The 18584-nt window shown below is 40.4% G+C and carries 15 protein-coding genes; 5 read left to right on the forward strand and 10 right to left on the reverse strand.

The annotated features are described in order from the left end of the window. The first annotated feature begins 108 nt into the window (after positions 1-108). The 4 genes from ACTB1O_RS04255 to ACTB1O_RS04270 all read left to right on the forward strand — a co-directional run bounded on the left by ACTB1O_RS04255 (position 109) and on the right by ACTB1O_RS04270 (position 4343). Positions 109-1392 carry a hypothetical protein gene (locus ACTB1O_RS04255; protein WP_462993899.1) on the forward strand — a complete coding sequence of 428 codons (1284 nt, stop codon included), beginning with the start codon at positions 109-111 and terminating at the stop codon, positions 1390-1392. 3 nt (positions 1393-1395) lie between these two features. Further along, positions 1396-2175, forward strand: coding sequence for a hypothetical protein (locus ACTB1O_RS04260; protein ID WP_462993900.1), 780 nt, complete (start codon positions 1396-1398; stop codon positions 2173-2175). Between the two features lie 113 nt (positions 2176-2288). Next, positions 2289-2885 (forward strand): HdeD family acid-resistance protein, encoded by a 597-nt coding sequence (locus ACTB1O_RS04265; RefSeq protein ID WP_462993901.1) that lies wholly within the window; start codon positions 2289-2291, stop codon positions 2883-2885. A 153-nt stretch (positions 2886-3038) separates the two neighbouring features. After that, on the forward strand, positions 3039-4343 hold the full coding sequence (locus tag ACTB1O_RS04270; protein WP_462993902.1) for a uracil-xanthine permease family protein: 1305 nt from the start codon (positions 3039-3041) through the stop codon (positions 4341-4343). 34 nt (positions 4344-4377) lie between these two features. On the opposite strand, the gene ACTB1O_RS04275 is transcribed toward ACTB1O_RS04270, so the two are convergent. Then, positions 4378-5496, reverse strand: coding sequence for a CAP domain-containing protein (locus tag ACTB1O_RS04275; protein ID WP_462993903.1), 1119 nt, complete (start codon positions 5494-5496; stop codon positions 4378-4380). Between the two features lie 280 nt (positions 5497-5776). Between ACTB1O_RS04275 and ACTB1O_RS04280 the strand changes: the two genes are divergently transcribed. Then, a complete protein-coding gene (locus ACTB1O_RS04280) occupies positions 5777-6430 on the forward strand; it encodes a hypothetical protein (protein WP_462993904.1) in 654 nt (217 codons plus the stop codon). Positions 6431-6463: 33 nt separating this feature from the next. Here the strand turns inward: ACTB1O_RS04280 and ACTB1O_RS04285 are convergent, their stop codons facing one another. The 9 genes from ACTB1O_RS04285 to ACTB1O_RS04325 all read right to left on the reverse strand — a co-directional run bounded on the left by ACTB1O_RS04285 (position 6464) and on the right by ACTB1O_RS04325 (position 18081). Further along, positions 6464-10084, reverse strand: coding sequence for a PAS domain S-box protein (locus tag ACTB1O_RS04285; protein WP_462993905.1), 3621 nt, complete (start codon positions 10082-10084; stop codon positions 6464-6466). Positions 10085-10216: 132 nt separating this feature from the next. Beyond that, the gene (locus ACTB1O_RS04290) at positions 10217-11218 is read right to left on the reverse strand and encodes a chorismate synthase (RefSeq protein WP_462993906.1); all 1002 of its coding nucleotides are present in this window, start codon (positions 11216-11218) and stop codon (positions 10217-10219) included. Continuing rightward, entirely contained in the window at positions 11215-12603 is a 1389-nt protein-coding gene (aroE, locus tag ACTB1O_RS04295) for a shikimate dehydrogenase (RefSeq protein ID WP_462993924.1), read from the reverse strand. Before aroE ends, ACTB1O_RS04290 begins: the two co-directional genes overlap by 4 nt. Then, the gene (aroA, locus tag ACTB1O_RS04300) at positions 12588-13859 is read right to left on the reverse strand and encodes a 3-phosphoshikimate 1-carboxyvinyltransferase (protein WP_462993907.1); all 1272 of its coding nucleotides are present in this window, start codon (positions 13857-13859) and stop codon (positions 12588-12590) included. Before aroA ends, aroE begins: the two co-directional genes overlap by 16 nt. Before the next feature lie 5 nt (positions 13860-13864). After that, positions 13865-14659, reverse strand: a complete 795-nt coding sequence (locus ACTB1O_RS04305; protein ID WP_462993908.1) for a prephenate dehydratase — start codon at positions 14657-14659, stop codon at positions 13865-13867. Next, the gene (locus ACTB1O_RS04310; protein WP_462993909.1) at positions 14656-15504 is read right to left on the reverse strand and encodes a prephenate dehydrogenase/arogenate dehydrogenase family protein; all 849 of its coding nucleotides are present in this window, start codon (positions 15502-15504) and stop codon (positions 14656-14658) included. The genes ACTB1O_RS04305 and ACTB1O_RS04310 overlap by 4 nt, the downstream gene beginning before the upstream one ends. Beyond that, positions 15501-16490, reverse strand: a complete 990-nt coding sequence (locus ACTB1O_RS04315) for a 3-dehydroquinate synthase II (RefSeq protein ID WP_462993910.1) — start codon at positions 16488-16490, stop codon at positions 15501-15503. The genes ACTB1O_RS04310 and ACTB1O_RS04315 overlap by 4 nt, the downstream gene beginning before the upstream one ends. A gap of 11 nt (positions 16491-16501) precedes the next feature. Then, positions 16502-17281 (reverse strand): 2-amino-3,7-dideoxy-D-threo-hept-6-ulosonate synthase, encoded by a 780-nt coding sequence (locus ACTB1O_RS04320; RefSeq protein WP_462993911.1) that lies wholly within the window; start codon positions 17279-17281, stop codon positions 16502-16504. Between the two features lie 2 nt (positions 17282-17283). Beyond that, a complete protein-coding gene (locus tag ACTB1O_RS04325; RefSeq protein ID WP_462993912.1) occupies positions 17284-18081 on the reverse strand; it encodes a 2-amino-3,7-dideoxy-D-threo-hept-6-ulosonate synthase in 798 nt (265 codons plus the stop codon). Positions 18082-18584: the final 503 nt, after the last annotated feature.

The raw sequence follows: 18584 nt of genomic DNA on the forward strand, positions 1-18584 counted from the left end.
AAAGTCTTCCCGTTTTAAAATTCCCTTTTTCAAAAGTGAACCGGCATAATAAGAACCTGCAAATCCTGCGATAATTCCGGATATAACAATTCCGGGTGGATTTATTCATTGACACTGGTGTTTAACAATTTCTTCCCGTTTGTTATATCCGGAATTATCGCAGGATTTGCAGGTTCTTATTATGCCGGTTCACTTTTGAAAAAGGGAATTTTAAAACGGGAAGACTTTAGTGAAATATTCCAAAAAAAAGTTATAAACTCGGCTCTCACAGCTCTTTTGATTATATTCATACCGCTGTTTTTCAGCCTTGCCGCAGCACATCTTTATGAACCTGAAATTATTGTTTATGGGGAATATGACTCTAACTTTCAGATTGTAACAAAAACTGACTCCTATGGGGACATTCTATGGACGGCCGGCCTTAAAGAGACAACCTATTCCCAACCTGGCCTTGTTGTTGAGATGAAAAACAAAAGTATGGCTGTTTTTGGGCATGAACTGTCAACACGTGGCGGTATAGACACCATTACCTATATAGACGAAAATGGAATAGTTTCAGATCCTGTTTCGTTTCTTAGAAGTGATGTACCTGTGGATTTTGCAATTGAAATTCCCTGCACTGGATTTTTGCTCTCGGATTACAATAAAAATATCTTTAACCTTGCTTATGATGGAAGCATATTGGGGCATTATTCTATTCCCGAAGATCTTAAGAAAAGCGGGAATCTGGTTGAGATGGTTTATGCGGATGGAAAAGACACATTCCTTAACTGGGGTGAATATTGCGCCTTTATGGATACAAGCGGGAATATCTCCGGAATTAAATCATTTGCAGAAAAAGGATATAATGAGCGACCCTACAGGATGACGGTGAATGGTGCAACTGCAGCTTTTAACGGTGGATATATTATTTGTATAAAAGATGATAACTCCGGGGAATTAAAAGCAGTCTGGCTTGATAATAATCTAAATATTGTAAAAGAGGAGATTCTTGGAAGTTTTCATTCTTCTTATATATCTACTTTCAGTAGTGATACCGGAGATACAATTCTGATACAGGATGCAATTCCTCCTGAGAAAGGACCTTCAGGCTTTAAGCAGTATTTCCGCATTTATGATATGAATTCCGGTTTACATTATGATATAATGCCGGAAGATTCCGGTTATGATACCGAAATTTTTGTAAATCCGGGCGAAGGTTATGTGTTATTTACAGTTCAGGAAAAGGTATTTTCGGATGAATCAGAGGTCGTTATGAAAATATGCGGATTTGATGACGTATGCAGTGACACTATAAATGTTCTGGCAGGTAAATTTACAAGTATTAATATAATACAGACATCTGACGGTGGTTATCTTTTCACATATATAACAGATGAAGAGGATGAGTGATTTATGAAGAAGATTTCTCTGACATCCGTTCTTTTAATCCTTGTTGTTATCTTTGCAGGAGGTTCGGTGTACCTTTTTTCAACACTACCTGAAGGATGCTCTGATTATTGCGGACCGGTGATACAGGTTCACCATATGAATACATTTTATTCCTTTTCACCGGCCAATATTCCCGGCTTTGATTATTACAACAGGCCTGAAATTGTTTATGATGACGGCAGGTGGATACTGCCTGGGAAATATGAATCCGATGTGAACTCAGGCTATAAGTTTACTGACAAAAATTCTCTTTTTCATCTGGAAAATGATAAATCCGATTATACTCCTGATGTGGAAATAAAGGGCAATAAAATATTTTTTGATTCTGTTATCTACAATAATGTCGGACATTCTGTCGTAAATGTTACATTTGATGTAGTCTTTGATGTCACTATCAAAAAGAATGAAGACGGTGCCTATGGAGAATACAGCCGCTATGATCCTGACTTATGGCGTGAGAGTGTAACTGTCGAGAATTTTTATGAAAACTCCTCGCAGGAGATAAGAATTTATGCACCCTTATTCCCTGTGGAAAACAGTGAATCCTTCTCTGTTGAAGTATATTTTTTGTATCCAGAAAATCTGACTGCAGACGACGGCACAAAACTTGTTTATGACAACGGGGAATATATCCCTGCAGAATATGTCCCTGATGTCTACGATCTCTCTGACCCTGATGAAAGACGAAAAATCAGGATATATGAATATTTCATTGTCAAAAGCGGATTTGAAGGGGAAGTATAGTATAATTTGGGAATCTCGCCGGCTTTATCATATTGATTAATATACGAAAGTCTTTTTAAGATAATAGATAATATCATCAGATAACCGGTAATTTTCCGGATTTGGAGATTATTATGAGTGAAGATATAGTAGAGAGTTCATTTTTTGGAAGTCCGATGAACTTCACACCTGCATGGTGGACATTTGTCCTTTTAGGACTACTGGCGATTGTAATCGGCACAATCGGGTTTATATGGACACCGTTTTTCATCCTCTTCTTCGGCTATTTCATAGGAATTATGGTAATCATTTACAGCATTATAACCATAATTCAGGGTGTAAAGAGTCATGAAGGTGCGGGTGCGTCGGCTGCTTTGATTATTCTTGGAATACTCGGAGTCTTAATCGGATTTTTAGTAGTATCAAGTCTTGCCTCGGCATGGCTTTTAGTTACATACTTAATTGCAATATGGGCGTTTATGACCGGATTTACAAACATCTTCATGGCCTTTTCCGGAAATGCAGGCACAGGATACAAAATTCTTCTCCTGATAGCAGGTATTATTGCTGTAATTTTGGGATTCTATGTAATGATGTATCCGCTCATGGCACCTGTTGTCGTAATGCAGGTCTTTGCAATATTCAGCATGGTATGGGGTATCATTTTGGTTGTGACAGGAATCACAACAAAAGGACTCGTAGCTCCGGATGTTGCAGAAGTAACTGAATAATACTAAAAATACCGGTGATCCCTTTTCGGGTTCACTTTTTAACTCTATTTTTTGAAATGGTTAAATGCCTGATTTTTTTATAAGCTCTGATGTTTGTATGTGATAACGCGGGTTTTATCATATTCTGCATCAAATTTAGAGACAGTTCTTCAAATGGATTTTATTTACGATACTGATGATGTTCCGCCCCGCGGCTATCTGCTATCATCGGGAATTCAGTGGGCAGCGGTTTTGTTATCATATGTTATGATCATCGGAACAGTTGTATCTGCGATGCACTACTCTGACCCGTCAGAGCAGGTTTACTATATACAGAAACTTCTGATAATAACAGCATTTGCCGTTATAATTCAGGTCCTTGCGGGCCATAAGCTTCCGATAATATTCGGTCCTGCAACCGTTCTTCTAATCGGAATCATATCCTCGCAGTCGTTTTCAACTGATGCGGTTTACAGTGCGGTGATTGCCGGCGGAATTTTAGGTGTAATTGCGGGCTCAACCGGACTTTTAAAACATCTCGCAAAACTTTTTACAAAAAGGGTTGTTGCAGTTGTTCTGATGCTGATCGTCTTTACAATGATTCCGACAATTGTCGGCCTTTTAACATCGGCAAGCGACGGTGCGGGTGCTTTTGGTTCGGTATTGTTTGCGTTTATTCTTATGATTCTCATATTTGCGGCAAACAAATTCCTCAGCGGTTTTTTTAAGACAACTCTTCTGTTATGGGTAATAGTTTTTGGAACGGCTGCATATATGCTGTTATTTTCACATCCGTTTACAATTGTATCATCCATTCCGGATACCGGTATTCTGACAGGTTTTACCGGCTCATTTGTGATAGAGCCGGGCGTTATGTTATCCTTTATAATCTGCTACTTTGCACTTTTGATAAACGATATCGGTTCAATTCAGGGTGTTGCAGAGATTGTAAATCCACCGTCAATGAAAGGGAGATTTAAAAGAGGCGTTTTAGCAACCGGAATTGTAAATATAATATCAGGTTTGTCAGGCGTTATCGGAGGTGTCAATTATTCCACAAGTGCAGGGATAATTCTTGACAGCCGCTGTGCATCACGCTTCACTCTGATTCCTGCGGCATTAATTCTTGTAATTATCGGATTATTTTCACCTATAGCGTCCTTAATTGCGGGAATTCCCTCTGCTGTTATCGGCTGTCTTTTGATATATGTTCTTGCGGCCCAGTTTTCGGCATCAATGCATGTCTTCTTTGGGAGTATGAAAAGTGGCGAATACGATTTTGAATCCGGAATTATTGTGGGTCTGTCAGTTATAATCGGAGCAATCGCATCCGCAATCCCACAGGATGTTGCACTCTCATTTCCACAGTTTTTACAGCCTGTTGTTCCAAACGGATTTGTAATGGGTGTTTTAACTGTTCTTATAATGGAGCATGTTGTTTATCGTAAGAAAAATTGTGAATATAAAAAAACAGATTAAAAATTTAATATTTTTTGCCCGAGAAAATGTATATTTAATTGCTAAACAGCTGAGTTGCAAAGTAATTATTCCCCTTTTTATATACACCAATTCCTACGTAATTGAACTGTGAATTTAGAATATTTTCACGATGACCTGTGCTGTTCATCCATGTCCGGTGAAATGCGTTAGCAATTTCCCTATTTGTTTTAATAGGGCGATGAAATCCTTTCACCCGACCTTTTGGCATCATTGCTACATTTTCTCCTGAATAACCTGCATTTATTTTATGAACATTGTTCCCGTGAAAAATACGTCCATTTTTTGCCATTATTGAACTATGAGTGTAAGAAAGGTTAGAATATTTATTTTCAAATTTTAATGGATTTAATCCATTTTTATTTCGTTCTGAGTTTATTTTTTCAAAGTTATATTTTTCAATGCTGTTATGATAAGATGGTCTTTGATAATTTTTTTTATTTGTAAATGAGTTAAAAGTTTTATTTGTAAAAGAATTAAGAGAAAAGACATTCGCTGAAAACAAAAATCCAATCCAGATAAGTGATATAAAAATAATATTTAATTTTGTAATCACACTTCTTGGAATATTCAAATAGTCCAGAAAAATGAATTCAAGAATAAATAATCCTAATAATGTTATGATTAAAGATTTTATTCTTTTATTTCCTGTTTTATCTTTACTAATATTGCCTTTAATTTTTATTTTTATTAATGGGTATAGTGGCCGGACTCCAACTTTTGAAGATGAATGCAGCAGGATATTAAAGAATCCGCCTATTAATATTCCAACAGCAAACTGTGATATTTCAATATTTATCTGGAAAATTCTAACTGTTAAATAAAGAAATAAACTGGAAATAATGGAGATTATAATAATTACAAAAATATTGCTTGTTTGACGCAGATAGATCTTTTTTGTTCTGAATAAAAAATTCATGATAGGATAAATAATTATTTTGTTGTAATATCCTAACCAGAGTAAAATGGGATTTCTATGATAATTTTTTATTATGTTTCCACTGATGTCAGGTAATGTTGATCCAAGACAGACGCCTGCCATTAAGATTAAAAATTCAGAATTGAGAGATATAGTATTGAAGAAAATAAGTAGTACGGATGAAATCGCAACTAAGAGATGATCCGTTCTTTTCATATTTACATAATTTATATAATTGCTTATATACGTTTTTATTGGTGAGGTTCTCAAAAATCAAGGCAGAATAACAATATTAGATTTCTGTGGTAGAATTAATTGAAATTTCAGTTTATTATTATAGAATTAGTATTTGTCATCGTATACAAATTTGGATTAATGTTATCTCCAATTATCCACCACTAACTCTTTGGCATTTAACAGGGGGTATGAATTTATTAAAAATCAGTATTTTGGTGATGTGAGGGATTTATTCAAATATGATCTCATTCATGAGATTATGAGGAAATCTCCGGAAATCAGACAGTTTTCTTTTATTCCAATGCTCACAGAGTACGACAAAAAAACAGACGGGAATAACAGGATAACTGAAGAAATAATTAAAAAAGGTCATCGTCCGGGAACCAAAAATCATGAATTAATAGAGTATCTACAAAAATTTGAGAAAATTGAACCGGAAAAAAGAAATTTTAGAGAGATTCAGAATTTTTTCTCTGGTAAAGTTAAAAAAACAGAGATACCTGATCCTGATGTTTTTTTCACAAATAAAGACAGGAGGGAATATTTCGCTGATATTCCTGAGCATATGTTAGACTCGGCACTCATTTTTGTAGATCCGGATAACGGCCTTGAGGTAAAAAAATCATCAAAGAAACACATTCTGTATTCTGAAGTTATGCAGCTTTATGAAAGAATGAGCGATGATTCAGTCCTTATGATCTATCAGCATTTCCCGCGGGTAAAACATGATGTGTATAGGGGCCGGAGGGTAGAGGAATTAAATAAAAATACAGGTGCAAAACCCTTGTGGATATCAGATAATGAGATAATATTCTTTTTGCTTGCCAAAAATAAAGGAAATCATGAAAACCTGAAGGAGATAATATCCCAATATTCATCCGTATATGGAAAGTGCAGGTCAGTCTGTGATTGATTGCCTTTGAAATTCAGAAAAGTTTCCTGATTTTTACCGGAACATCCCTTCAGGCACATTTATCTCAAACCTCGCTCCTTTTCCGTAAATTCCAGTCTCTTTGATTGTCAGTCCCGTAATTGAAAGTATCTCTCCTGAGAGGAAAAGACCAAGTCCGGTGTTTTTGTAGTGCTGCCTTACAAAAATCTTCTCCTTGAACTCTTCCGGAATACCCATACCGTCATCCTCACATATTATCGTTTCAGAATGCTTTGATTTTACAAGGTCAAATTTGATCTTTGTAATCTTCTCGCCGTGCCTGACTGCATTGTCAAAGAGATTGTAAATGACTTTTTCAAAAAGCGGATCTGCATATATCTCAAGATCATCCAGATTGTTTTCGACCTTTATACCTTCAAAGGCAGAAACTTTGGAGGTTTCATCCACGATTTCACTGACATTCTGCCATTTTGGTGCCTGCTCCCCCATATCACTGTAATCCTTGGTGAAGAGGATCTGTTTTTCAATAGTCTGTGACGCACCTGATATTTTTTTGAGATACTCTTTCATCTTTGATTCGGCAGGAATTTTTATGTCCATCTCTATAAGTTCAAGAAAAGCGATTATTACAGTCAGCTGGTTTAGAATATCGTGTCTTGTGATGCTGCTTAAGAGGTTTAGTTTTTTGTTTGCCTCTTTTATCCCCTCTTCCGCACGTTTGAGTTCGGATATGTTTGTATGAATCGCCAGAATATTGCCGTCCGGCATTAAAACCGCACTGATTATTACAGGGACAATTCCTCCGTCTTTTCTCTTAGTCCGAAACTCCCCGCTGAAATGTCCTGCTTTTTCGGTCTCTTTAAACCGGCTCATCACATATTCGATGTCTTCAGCTGGAACCAGGGTTGAAACATTTGATTTTAGAAGTTCGTCTCTCGTATAACCCAGAAGTTCACAGGCTCCCGGATTAACGTCCAGAATATTTCCAAAAGGGCCTACAATAAATATGCCTTCCCTGGCAGACTCAACATAGCTTTTGAACTTCTCCTCACTCTTTTTTAAGGCATCTTCCATCTCTTTTCTGTCTGAAATATCAAGGATGACTCCCACAAGTCCGGCTAAGGCTCCGTTTATGTCTTTATATGTAGCCTTGTAAAAAATAACATCATGAAACGACCCGTCTGCGTATTTCACTTCGGTTTCATAAGTATCTACTCCGGGATTATCAAAAAGTGCCTGATCATGTGCCATGTAAACATCGGCAAGCTCCTTTGGAGAGAGATCGTATACGGATTTTCCGATCACCTCATCTCTTGAAAAACCGAGGTATTCTTCAAATGCGGTATTACATCCGAGATATATCCCGTTGTTGTCCTTGTAAAATATTGGACTTGGGATTGTGTCGATTAACTGTTGGAGAAAGAGATTTTGTTCTTTTAGTAGTGATTCCGTTTTTTCTCTCTCGGTAAGATCGGTTGCGATGTTTAAGAGGACTTTTCTGTTCTCCCATTCCACAATTTTCACATTGACGTGCAGTGGAATTTTTGAGCCGTCCTTTCTGAAATGTTCGGCGTCATAATCAAGCTCGCCAGTTTTATCTATTGTTTTAATTCTTTCATTAAGCTGTTTTTCACTCTCAAGGGCATTTAAGTCATAGAGATTCAATGCCATAAACTCACTCCGCGTAAATCCGTGAAGCCGCAGGGCCTCTTCATTGGCATAGATAATCTTCCCGTTGAAATCATGCACAATTATTGATGCCGGTGCATCATCAGACATTCTTGAAAGCAGGCGTGAATATTCTTCTGCATGTTTTCTCTCTGTGATATCAGTCAGGATACAGTGTGTTCTGACAATCTTTCCCTCTTTGTCCCGCTGGACCCTTCCGGAGAGAAGCATGGTTTTAACCTTTCCGTCTTTTGCTTTTAGGTAAATTTCTGAATTAATATTTCCTTTATCCATAAAGGCAAAAAGCTCATCTCTGCAATGCTGGTAGCACTCATCCGGCCAGTAATCGCCGAAAAAAGTTCCGATCACCTCATCTTTCGAATATCCTGTAATTTTGGTCCATTCATCATTTATATCAAGAAATTTTCCTTCACTGTCAAGAGACTGGTAAGCAAAGGGAGAATTCTCAAAAAGACTTCTAAACCTCTGTTCACTCTCTAAAAGCTCTCTTTTTGCGAGAGTTTCAGTTGTAAAATCAATCAGTGTGCCTGTGAAACCGGTAATAATATTATTTTCTTTTATGGCGTGACTGGAGGCGCGAATATAGTGTATTACTCCCTTTGGATCAATGGCACGGAAAGTCAGAGGTTCTGAAATTCCTTTCAAAAGATTTTGAAAATGCTTTTCCACCGCTTTTAAGTCATCAGAGTAAATGAATTTGTGGAAAGGTCTGTTGGTAATTTTCTCAGGTTTTACTCCGATTAAGGTTTCAATTGACGGGCTGATATAGGTGATATTGCCCTCTGTATCGATGCTGTAAACAATTTCGTTGATATTTTCGACAAGATTTTTGTATTGCTCCCTGCTTTTCTGAAGTTTTTGTTCAGCCTCTTTTTTGTCGGTTATATCTGTCAGAACTAATAATGATGCGTTTTTCCCCCCGTACTTTATCATAGAACCCTGAACTTCTGTTATTCTGGGTCCAAGTTTTGTTTTGACTATAACCTCATATGGAGGAATAATCTCCCCGGTTTCCCTCTTCTTCATCATTGAAATAACAGTTTTTTGTGACTCTAAAGCCACAAAATTCATCAGATCCGAGCCGATAAGAGGTGTTTTATCAATATCAAATTTTTTTAAGACAGCCGGATTGACTAAGAGTATCTTCCCTTCACTTTGCACCAGAATGTAGTCAGGAACACCTTCAAAAAGACTCCTGTATATCTCTTCGCTCTCTTTTAGGGCATCAAGTGTTCTCTTTGTTTCAGTTATATCCCTGCAGAACCCCACATATTCATCAGATCCTGATTTTACCACATCAACTGACAAAAGAAATTTGCTGCCATCTTTCCGTCTGGATAGAAACTCCCCGGTTGCATGTCCTGTCCGGCTGACTTTTCTGAATGCCTCCATTCCGCTTTTAAGGGAAGATTCATCATGAATGTCCTTTATTGACAATTTAAGGAGCTCTTTTTTCAGATATCCTGTCATTTTGCATGCAGCCGGGTTTACGTCCGTGAAATGCCCTGTGCCGTCTGCAACAAAGATTCCTTCAGGGGATTTGTTAAAGTAGGCAACTGCCCTTGGTTCCGGTTTGCAGAGCAATTTATCTTTATTACCTGAATCGATAATTTTGCTTATTTTTTCTGCAAGTTCTGAAGAGAGAATTTCCTGTGGTTTTTCCTCCTGAACATTAAATTCATCACCATCACTTAAGGCCTTTAAAATATCCTTTTCATTGCCGCTGTCAAAAATAAGGATAAAAGGGCTTTCTGTTTTGTTTTTCCTGAGTTCATTACAGAGTCTGATGCCGTCTGTATCGGGAAGGCTGAAGAATGAGATTATTACATCATAATTTTTCCCTGATGCGGCCTGCAGTGCTTTTTTTCCAGATTCGGCGGTATCAATGTCAATGCTAAATTCAGGAATATTCTTTTTTATGTCCGCTATTAAATTCTTTAAAAGCGGCTTGTTTCCTGAAATCAGAATTGAAGCGGTCAGGCTCATTAGCTTTCAGTTATAGAATGAATGCATATATAATTACCTTTGAAAAATTCAAAAAGTCAGCAAATTGCAGGATTAATCTGTAAAAATAAATAATATTGAATATATTTTTATTTGTTTTTCATTTTTGATATATTATAATAATATGTCTGCCGAGGAGCAGCGGTCTGCCAGAATTTTGTCTGCAATCACAATCGCCGCCATACACTCTCCTACAACAACAATCCTCGGGACAATACAGGGATCATGCCTTCCGCCTGTGGAGATTGTTGTCTCTTCGCCTGATACCGAGATGGTTTTTTGTTCAATCTGAATTGAAGGAGTCGGTTTAACTGCGAATCTGACTATTATATCCTCGCCGTTTGAGATTCCGCCGAGTATTCCGCCTGCATGGTTGGATAAGAATCCGGCATTTTTCATGCAGTCGTTGTTTTCAGATCCATATTTTCCGGCAGATGAAAATCCGTCTCCTATTTCAACGCCTTTTACTGCCCCCACTGACATAATGGCTGATGCAAGAGCAGAATCAAGTTTTCCTGATACAGGGTCGCCTAATCCGGCAGGACACCCTGTAATTTTTATTTCAACAATTCCTCCGACAGAATCTCCTTTTTCTTTTGCAGAAAGGATTTCCTCTTCAAAACGCGAAGGGTCTCTCTCACCGTGAATTGCAAGGATTTTTCCGGAGACTGTGATTCCTTTTCGTTTCAAAAACTTCATTGCAAGACCGCCGGCCAAAACCCGTGAAACGGTTTCTCTTCCCGAACTTCGTCCGCCGCCCCTGTGATCACGTATCCCATATTTTTTATGATATGTGAAATCAGCATGTCCCGGCCTGAAAACATCCTTTAAGACGTCATAGTCTTCGCTTCTCTGATCACTGTTGTAAACTGCCATTGCAACAGGCATTCCTGTGGTCTTCCCTTCAAAAAGACCTGAGAGAATAACAGGCTTATCCTCCTCGGAGCGGGGTGATGAAAGAGGGCTTAAACCAGGTCTTCTTCGCATCAAAAGCGGAATTAAATCCTCTTCCGAGAAGAAAATTCCCGCCGGACACCCGTCAACAACAACACCGAGCGCTTTACCGTGGCTTTCGCCAAAAGTTGTGCACCTGAAATAGATTCCAAATGTGTTCATCTTAAAATCTCCCTTATCTCTGAAGCTAAAATCCTTATTCCAAACATCCTGAAAAACTGTTCTGCCGCCTGGTGTATAAACATCTCGTCCCCGTATATAATACGGCATCCCACATCCTTTGCATCTTTTAAAAGCCGGGTTTCGCGTGGCGTATAGACCAAATCAAAGACTGTCATTGTGGGTTTTAAGATTTCTGTATCTGCAACTGGTGTGTCAGTGCCATTCATTCCCACAGATGTGGCATTGATAATAAGATCCGGATTTATGGATTTGAGCAGATCCAAAGTACCGTATCTGCACCCTGTTTCAGCTGCAAGTTTTTCTGCCCTCTCCTCAGTCCTGTTAAGGATAAATATTTCAGCATCAGTATGTTTAAGGGCGTATACCGCACCTCTGGCAGCGCCTCCTGCACCGAGAACAACCGCCCGTTCTGGCTTCACTCCCGCCTCCTCAAGAGGTCTTAAAACCCCGACCCAGTCGGTGTTGCACCCGAGAAGATATCTGCAGCAGTTTACAACAGTGTTTGCGGCACCAAGCGCCTTTACATGTCTGCCTTTTCTATCAATGAACGGAAGAATATCCTCTTTATATGGAATAGTTACGCTTATACCCCGAAGTTTTGCCTTACGAAATGCATCTGCTGTCTCTTCTGCGGATTTTTTTCCGAGGTATGTGTAATGTGCACATATACCATATCTCTCAAAGAGAGTATTGTACAAATACGGGCTTTTGCTGTGGTTACAGGGATTTCCTGCAATTGCACAGATATGTCCTGCAGGATTATTCCTGACAAACGAAAAGAGCTCTTCCTTTTTGCCTTTTGGCATAACAACATCTGAAAAAACCTCAAGAACCGGGTTTGTGGCCGATTCATCACTCCCCCTGCTGTTAAAGAGCTTTTTTGTTATTTCCCTGCAGATATCATCAGGAGAACCAGCCCCGTCAACGCAGATGTCAGAAGTTCTTGCGTACTGTGGAAATCTTTCTCTGAGGAGTAATTTCACTTCATCTTCAGGTGCATAATTTGTAAGAGCCGGTCTTGTACTACCGGTTATTCTTTCGTATGAAGTTTCAGAATCGATATCAAGAAAAATCACATAAGAATCTCTTCTCAGGTTTTTTGCATTTGTATCGTCTAAAACAGCACCTCCGCCGGTTGACACGACACAGTCGGAACCGGGAAGATTTTTGATTACATCCCGTTCGAGTTTTCTAAAGTAAGGCTCGCCATACTTTGAGAATATATCCGGAATATCCATTCCGACAGCATTTTCTATCTCAGAGTCGGTCTCAAAAAAATCCAGGCCCATTTTTTTTGCAAGCAGTTTTCCAACCGTGCTCTTTCCTGAACCCCGAAAACCGGTGAGAACTATTCTTCTAATAATCCCTCCCTCCTCAGTTCATCCCAGAATCCCGGGAAGGATTTGGAGACACATTCGGCATCTTTTACAGTAACGCCGCCTGTCCCAAGACCTATAAGGGCACATGACATTGCCGTTCTGTGATCATCGTTCGGGTCTGCAACAAAGCCGTGCAGCTCTTTCGGTGTTATTGAGATTGAATCGTCGCTCCTGTCAAATCCGCATCCGCATGAAAGAACCATATTCTCAATAGCCTCTATCCTGTCACTTTCCTTGTACCTGAGATGAGTAATTCCTCTTATTATCGTCTTTGTTGTGGCAAAGGCCGCAACCGCACAGAGGGTCTGCACAATATCCGGTGATGATGACATATCGGTTTCAACTCCGTTTATGTCCCTGATGCATTCAACTGTTATTGAATTATCATCTTTTGTTATTGTGCATCCCATGTCTGTAAGTGAGATTAAAAACGCCCTGTCCCCCTGAACAGAATTTGGATTTAAGTTTTTGACTTTCACCTTTCCCCTGCATACAGGGGCTATTGCAAAGAAATAGGACGCAGAAGAAAAGTCTCCCTCAACTGTATAATCTGTTGCCTGATATACAGACTGTGAAACATGCCATGATTTATCAGGTGTCAGATATACACCGGCGCCAAACTTTCGCATGACATCGGTTGTAATATCAACATATGATCGTGATGCCACACTTCCCTTTGGCATAATATCAACAGGGCTGTTTGCATAGGGTGCACATATCATAATGGATGATAAAAACTGGCTGCTCTTTGATGCGTCGACAATTATCCTTCCGCCCTCAAGTTCGCCTGAAAGTTTAAAAGGCGGGTAACCTTCCTTTCCAAGAAATTCAATCTCTGCACCGGCCTGTCTGAGTGCATCTGTCAGACCTTCAATGGGCCTTTGCATCATCCTTTTTGATCCTGTGAGAGTCACTTTTGATGGTGAAAAAAGAGCGAATGTTGCAAGATGCCGAAGGGATGTCCCTGAATTTTTGCAGTCGATTGTAACATTTCCAACATCAGGAAGAACTCCTGCTGTTCCGTGAACAATTATGTCGCCATTATCTTCCTTAATTAAAATTCCCAGTTTTTTAAGGGCATTTATTGTAACTTCGATATCATCGGAGCATAGTGGATTTTTGATTCTTGATATGCCGTCTGCAAGTGCCGCTGCTATAAGTGCCCTGTGAGTATAGCTCTTTGAGGGGGGGGCTGAAAATTCGAGGGAAACATTACTTTTTTTGCTGATATTAATATCCATATATGTCAGATTTCCTTTTTTCTGTAGCATCCAAGTTCTTTTAATCCGGTAACTTTCTTTAAATCCAAAATTGCATCTTCCCATTTATCTGATGTCTCAAAGTCGATGAAAAAGACATATCTTCCGATACCTGTCTTAGAGGGTCTTGACTCAATCCTTGTAAGATTAATCTCTTTTTGTGCAAAAATCTCCAGAATACTGTATAAAAGACCGGGACGGTTATCTTTTGGAATTATTATGATGCTGCATTTCTCCGGTAATTCCGGGCATGTGCCTGCTTGTGAAATCTCAAGGAATCTTGTAGTATTGTTCTTTGAGTTTTGTATATCTTCTTTTAGGACAGGCAGTTTATATAACCCTGCCGCACTTATGGTTGTGACTGCAGCGGAGTTATCCTTTGATTTTGCTTCTTCTGCACTTCTGGAATTGCTGCTTGTGTGAATTACCGGCACACCTTTTAACTCTCCCAGAAAGGTGCTGCACTGCTCATGGGACTGCGGGTGGGTATATACAACCGTTATCTCCTCTTTTGGATATCGTGACACAAAAAAGTGTCTTATCGGCATATAGTATTCCGCAGTAATTTTGCAGTCGTTTAGCAGGAGGCCGTCAAGAGTCTCCCCTACTCCTCCGGCATCGCTGTTTTCAACAGGAACAATGCCTCTTACTTTATCTTTTAAGACAGCGGAGAATACGTCCCTTATCGTCGGCAGAAGAATAATCTCTTCGTCTTTCTCTCTTATTTTTTCTGCAAGCTCACAGGAGAATGTGCCTTTCGGCCCAAGTGCTGCGATTGTCACTTATCCCTCACCATCGCATCTATCAGTCTGTCAGTATCCTCTGTCGCCTGCGGGATGTAACCTGAAAATGCATTTTCATTATTATCGAAAAACTCTTTGAAACGTTCTGAATCCCCTGATCTGACAATCTCTTTAAGTTCTGCAACCGAGTCTGAAAATCTGTCTATAACCTCTGATACCTCAGGATTCATCTGGAGAATATCCGCATAAAGTGATGCATCCTGACCGAGTATTCTTCCTATAAGCCCCATCTCAATTCTGTAAACCGGACTCATCACCGGAATTAAGGATTCAAGCGGCAATCCTGTGTTTTTTATTGTCTCGGCCACAGAAAGTGTTGCAAAGTGCACAAGACCCTGAACAACGCCCATAATTTTGTCGTGCTCCTTTGGTGTCATGGTGCATACCAGAGCCCCTTCATCCCTGAAAATTTTATAGAGCATCTCCTGTGTCTTTTCATCACAGCGTCCCGGTGTTGCGACAATTGTCTGCCCGCATATCCCTGAAACAGACGGCCCGAACATCGGGTGAAGGCCTACAACTTTTGCTTTTGATTTCATCATCGCAGAGACAGGTCCGGTTTTTATCGATGTGAAGTCGCAGAGAAGCTGATTTTCATTCATCAGGGGTGCTATCTCATCAATTACTCTCACAGTGTCATGGATGGGAACGGATACTATCACAATATCACACATGGATGCAAGATCTGCATTTGTCAGCGGCGTTCTTCTGCCCGAGACCAAAACCTCAAATCCCGCTCTCTCAAATACTCCTGAGAAGAGCTGTCCCATGCCTCCGTTACCGCCGATTATCCCTGCAACAAGTCCTTTTTCCATAAGATTCATTTCTCAAGTATGCTCTCTTCTATTGCATGTCCGAAATGGCGTCCGCCGGATTCAAGACGCCCGAGAATCCTGTCGCCGGGCTTTAAGTCAACAACAGATATGGCTTTTTTATCCTCACCGACAAGGCGTATTGTCTCTGCATTCTGAAGGACAAGCGAGAGGGTTTTACCATCTGCCTCCGCTTCAATTAAGAGCAGGGGGCGGCGTTCAATCTTGACCCTTCCAACTGTTGCCTCCTTTGTTTTTCCGTCTGCACCGGCTATCAAAACCGAGTCGCCTGATTTTAATTCCGAGAGGTAAGCCGTTTTTTTATCAGCCATCATTGCATATGCATGAACGGCACCTGCATTGACCCGAAAAGGCCGGGGTGAGACATACGGGTTTTCAAGCGTTTCTGCATGGACTAAAAGAAATGACGACGATGTATTTCCGATTATCATACCTTCGCCGTCCTTTAACATTGAGCAGGTATCAACACATACACGATCCCCCATCCCTGCCGGTGTTATTGATTTTACAGTGAAGGAGACAAGCTCCATCTCACCTTCATTATCCCTGACCATCTTTGAAACCGCTTTTATGACGAGCGGGTCATTGTTTTTGAGAACTATTCCACAAACGCCTTTTTCCAAAACTCCGAGAGCCATTGCAGCCTCTTTTTCATCTGCAACTCCGGCGATTATCTTATCGGATTGTGCAACGAGATTTTCTAAGGGGATTACAGTCCAGTCGGTTGTTGTGACTATCACAAAACCTTTTTTTGATAGGGATACAGCCATATCCTCCGAATTTTTATCCTTAATCTCAATCTCGAATATGTCTTTTCCCGGTATGAGGTCGCCGTTTTCCGCGATCGTCTTTATCCGGCCGAGCTTTCTGACCTTTTCCGCATCATCTGTTATTATTGCATCCGCACCGCTCTCGATTGCGGTTGTTGCAGCGTCCTTGTCCCACTTTTTAAGATCTACCCAGAACTCTTTTTTCATATCAGTAAACCTCAGTCTGAAAGTGCAGCTTTCGGGTCTTTTTCGTCATGAACAACACTGCAGAGTGCATGGATGAATTTTGCGGGGTCTTCTCTCTGGAAAGAATTCCGCCCGAGTGCAACACCTGCACATCCTGCCGACACTGCATCTCTTACAGTCTTTAATGTCTCAAGATCGCCTGCCTTCTCACCGCCTGCGACAAGAACAGGGACGGAGCATGCCGCTGTAATCTTTTTGAATGATTCAGGGTCCCCGGTGTAGCTTGTCTTGATTATATCTGCGCCAATCTCCTCTGCAACCCTTACACAGTGGCCGATTGCAACCGGCGATGTCGGTGAAATTCCCTCTCCCCTTGGGTAGATCATGATAAGAAGAGGCATTCCCCATTTTGTGCACTCTTTTGAGACGCGTCCTGCCTCCTCAATCATCTTTGACTCCTGTGGTGCACCGAGATTTATGTGGATTGAGACGGCATCGGCACCGAGTGCTATTGCCTCTTCGACGGTACAGACCATCACCTTGTCATTCGGGTCCGGGTTTAGTGATGTGCTGGCCGATAAGTGAACAATAAGTCCTATATCGCGTCCGTGTTTTCTGTGGCCTGCCTTTACCATTCCCTTATGCAGAACGATTGCGTTTGCACCACCGTCGGAGATTTCGCCGATAACTTTGGGCATATCCCCCAGACCGTCGATCTGGCCGAGCGTAAATCCGTGATCCATTGGGATTATTACTGTTCTTCCGGTGTTTCTGTTCATTATCCTTTCAAGACGTATTGCTTTTCCAATCATCCTTATTCCTCAGTATTTAGTATCTCAACCGCTTCTTCGGCTGTTCTTCTCTCATGCACTATCATTGCAGCCGCCCTTACAAATTTGTCAGGATATCTGTGCTGGAATGCATTTCGTCCAATTGAAACTCCTGCCGCACCGCCCTGCATTGCACCTTCTATAAGCTGCATTGTTGAGAGATCATTGGTTTTTGAGCCGCCCGCAATTACAACAGGAACATGGCATCCTTCTGTAACTTCCCTGAATGAATCGGGATCGCCGGTGTAAACAGTCTTTATTATGTCTGCTCCAAGCTCGGAACCGACACGGGCGGCGATTTTTATTGATTCTGTCATGTTCTCACCGGTTATTTTCTTTCCACGCGGGTACATCATTGCAAGAAGAGGCATTCCCCATTCAATGCATTCGATTGCCACCCTTCCAAGGTCTGTGAGCATTCCGGCTTCGTTGTCTGCACCGACGTTGACATGTATTGAGACACCGTCTGCTCCTGCCTTTAAGGCATTCTGGACTGTGTTTATTATAACCTTGTTATTGGGGTCAGGCCCCAGGTCAGTGCTTGCGGAAAGATGCAGGATTAAACCAATATCAGGGCCTCCTTTTCTGTGGCCGTGAAGTGCAAGTCCCATATGGCCGATAACGGCGTTTGCGCCGCCTTTTGCAACAAGATCAACACTCCTTTCAAGATCGATTAATCCCGGTATCGGGCCGCTTGAAACTCCGTGGTCCATTGGAACAATTACAGTCGTTCCGCTGTCCCGTTTCATAATTCTTTCAAGTCTTATCTCTTTTCCTCTCATATTTTATCTCCTTTTATCTGATTTTTTTATTTCCCTGATTTTTAATAATTATAAAATTACAAAGCATTCACTGCACCAAAAAAGTTCCCTATAAATCAATACAGTTTATCAGGAGTTTGTTCTGGTGCAGGAATTCTAATACCTAAACCAAAGATTATAGCTAAAGATATAACTAAAGCTGAAGAAAATTGCAAAGCTGCTTACCGCAGACAAAAGACTGCCCGCTATCCCGGACAGAAGTTTTTTAGAAGACGTAATTTTTACTGTGCGGGATAAAAGGCTTAGGCTCTCAGTGATAAAAACCATCACCGGCGAAAAAGCACTCACCACACATTATTATTAAAATGACTCTGATTATTTATATAACCATCGCGAATATGATTTCTGCCACGAATCCGTGGATCTCCCGTTAAAATTTTTAAAAGGAGTAATGCAAAATTTTTTGGACACCTTTATATTTATGATATTTAAGGTGTTTTTTGATGTTCGGAGTATAATAAGCT

The sequence above is a fragment of the Methanomicrobium sp. genome (assembly GCF_055145805.1).

Excerpts from the sequence above, each read along its gene's own strand:
- ACTB1O_RS04280 (WP_462993904.1), top strand. The coding sequence starts at position 5,777 with ATGAGGAAATCTCCGGAAATCAGACAGTTTTCTTTTATTCCAATGCTC.
- aroA (WP_462993907.1), bottom strand. The coding sequence starts at position 13,859 with ATGGATATTAATATCAGCAAAAAAAGTAATGTTTCCCTCGAATTTTCA.
- ACTB1O_RS04285 (WP_462993905.1), bottom strand. The coding sequence starts at position 10,084 with ATGAGCCTGACCGCTTCAATTCTGATTTCAGGAAACAAGCCGCTTTTA.
- ACTB1O_RS04275 (WP_462993903.1), bottom strand. The coding sequence starts at position 5,496 with ATGAAAAGAACGGATCATCTCTTAGTTGCGATTTCATCCGTACTACTT.
- ACTB1O_RS04270 (WP_462993902.1), top strand. The coding sequence starts at position 3,039 with ATGGATTTTATTTACGATACTGATGATGTTCCGCCCCGCGGCTATCTG.
- ACTB1O_RS04265 (WP_462993901.1), top strand. The coding sequence starts at position 2,289 with ATGAGTGAAGATATAGTAGAGAGTTCATTTTTTGGAAGTCCGATGAAC.
- ACTB1O_RS04320 (WP_462993911.1), bottom strand. The coding sequence starts at position 17,281 with ATGATTGGAAAAGCAATACGTCTTGAAAGGATAATGAACAGAAACACC.
- ACTB1O_RS04315 (WP_462993910.1), bottom strand. The coding sequence starts at position 16,490 with ATGAAAAAAGAGTTCTGGGTAGATCTTAAAAAGTGGGACAAGGACGCT.
- ACTB1O_RS04310 (WP_462993909.1), bottom strand. The coding sequence starts at position 15,504 with ATGAATCTTATGGAAAAAGGACTTGTTGCAGGGATAATCGGCGGTAAC.
- ACTB1O_RS04260 (WP_462993900.1), top strand. The coding sequence starts at position 1,396 with ATGAAGAAGATTTCTCTGACATCCGTTCTTTTAATCCTTGTTGTTATC.
- ACTB1O_RS04290 (WP_462993906.1), bottom strand. The coding sequence starts at position 11,218 with ATGAACACATTTGGAATCTATTTCAGGTGCACAACTTTTGGCGAAAGC.
- ACTB1O_RS04325 (WP_462993912.1), bottom strand. The coding sequence starts at position 18,081 with ATGAGAGGAAAAGAGATAAGACTTGAAAGAATTATGAAACGGGACAGC.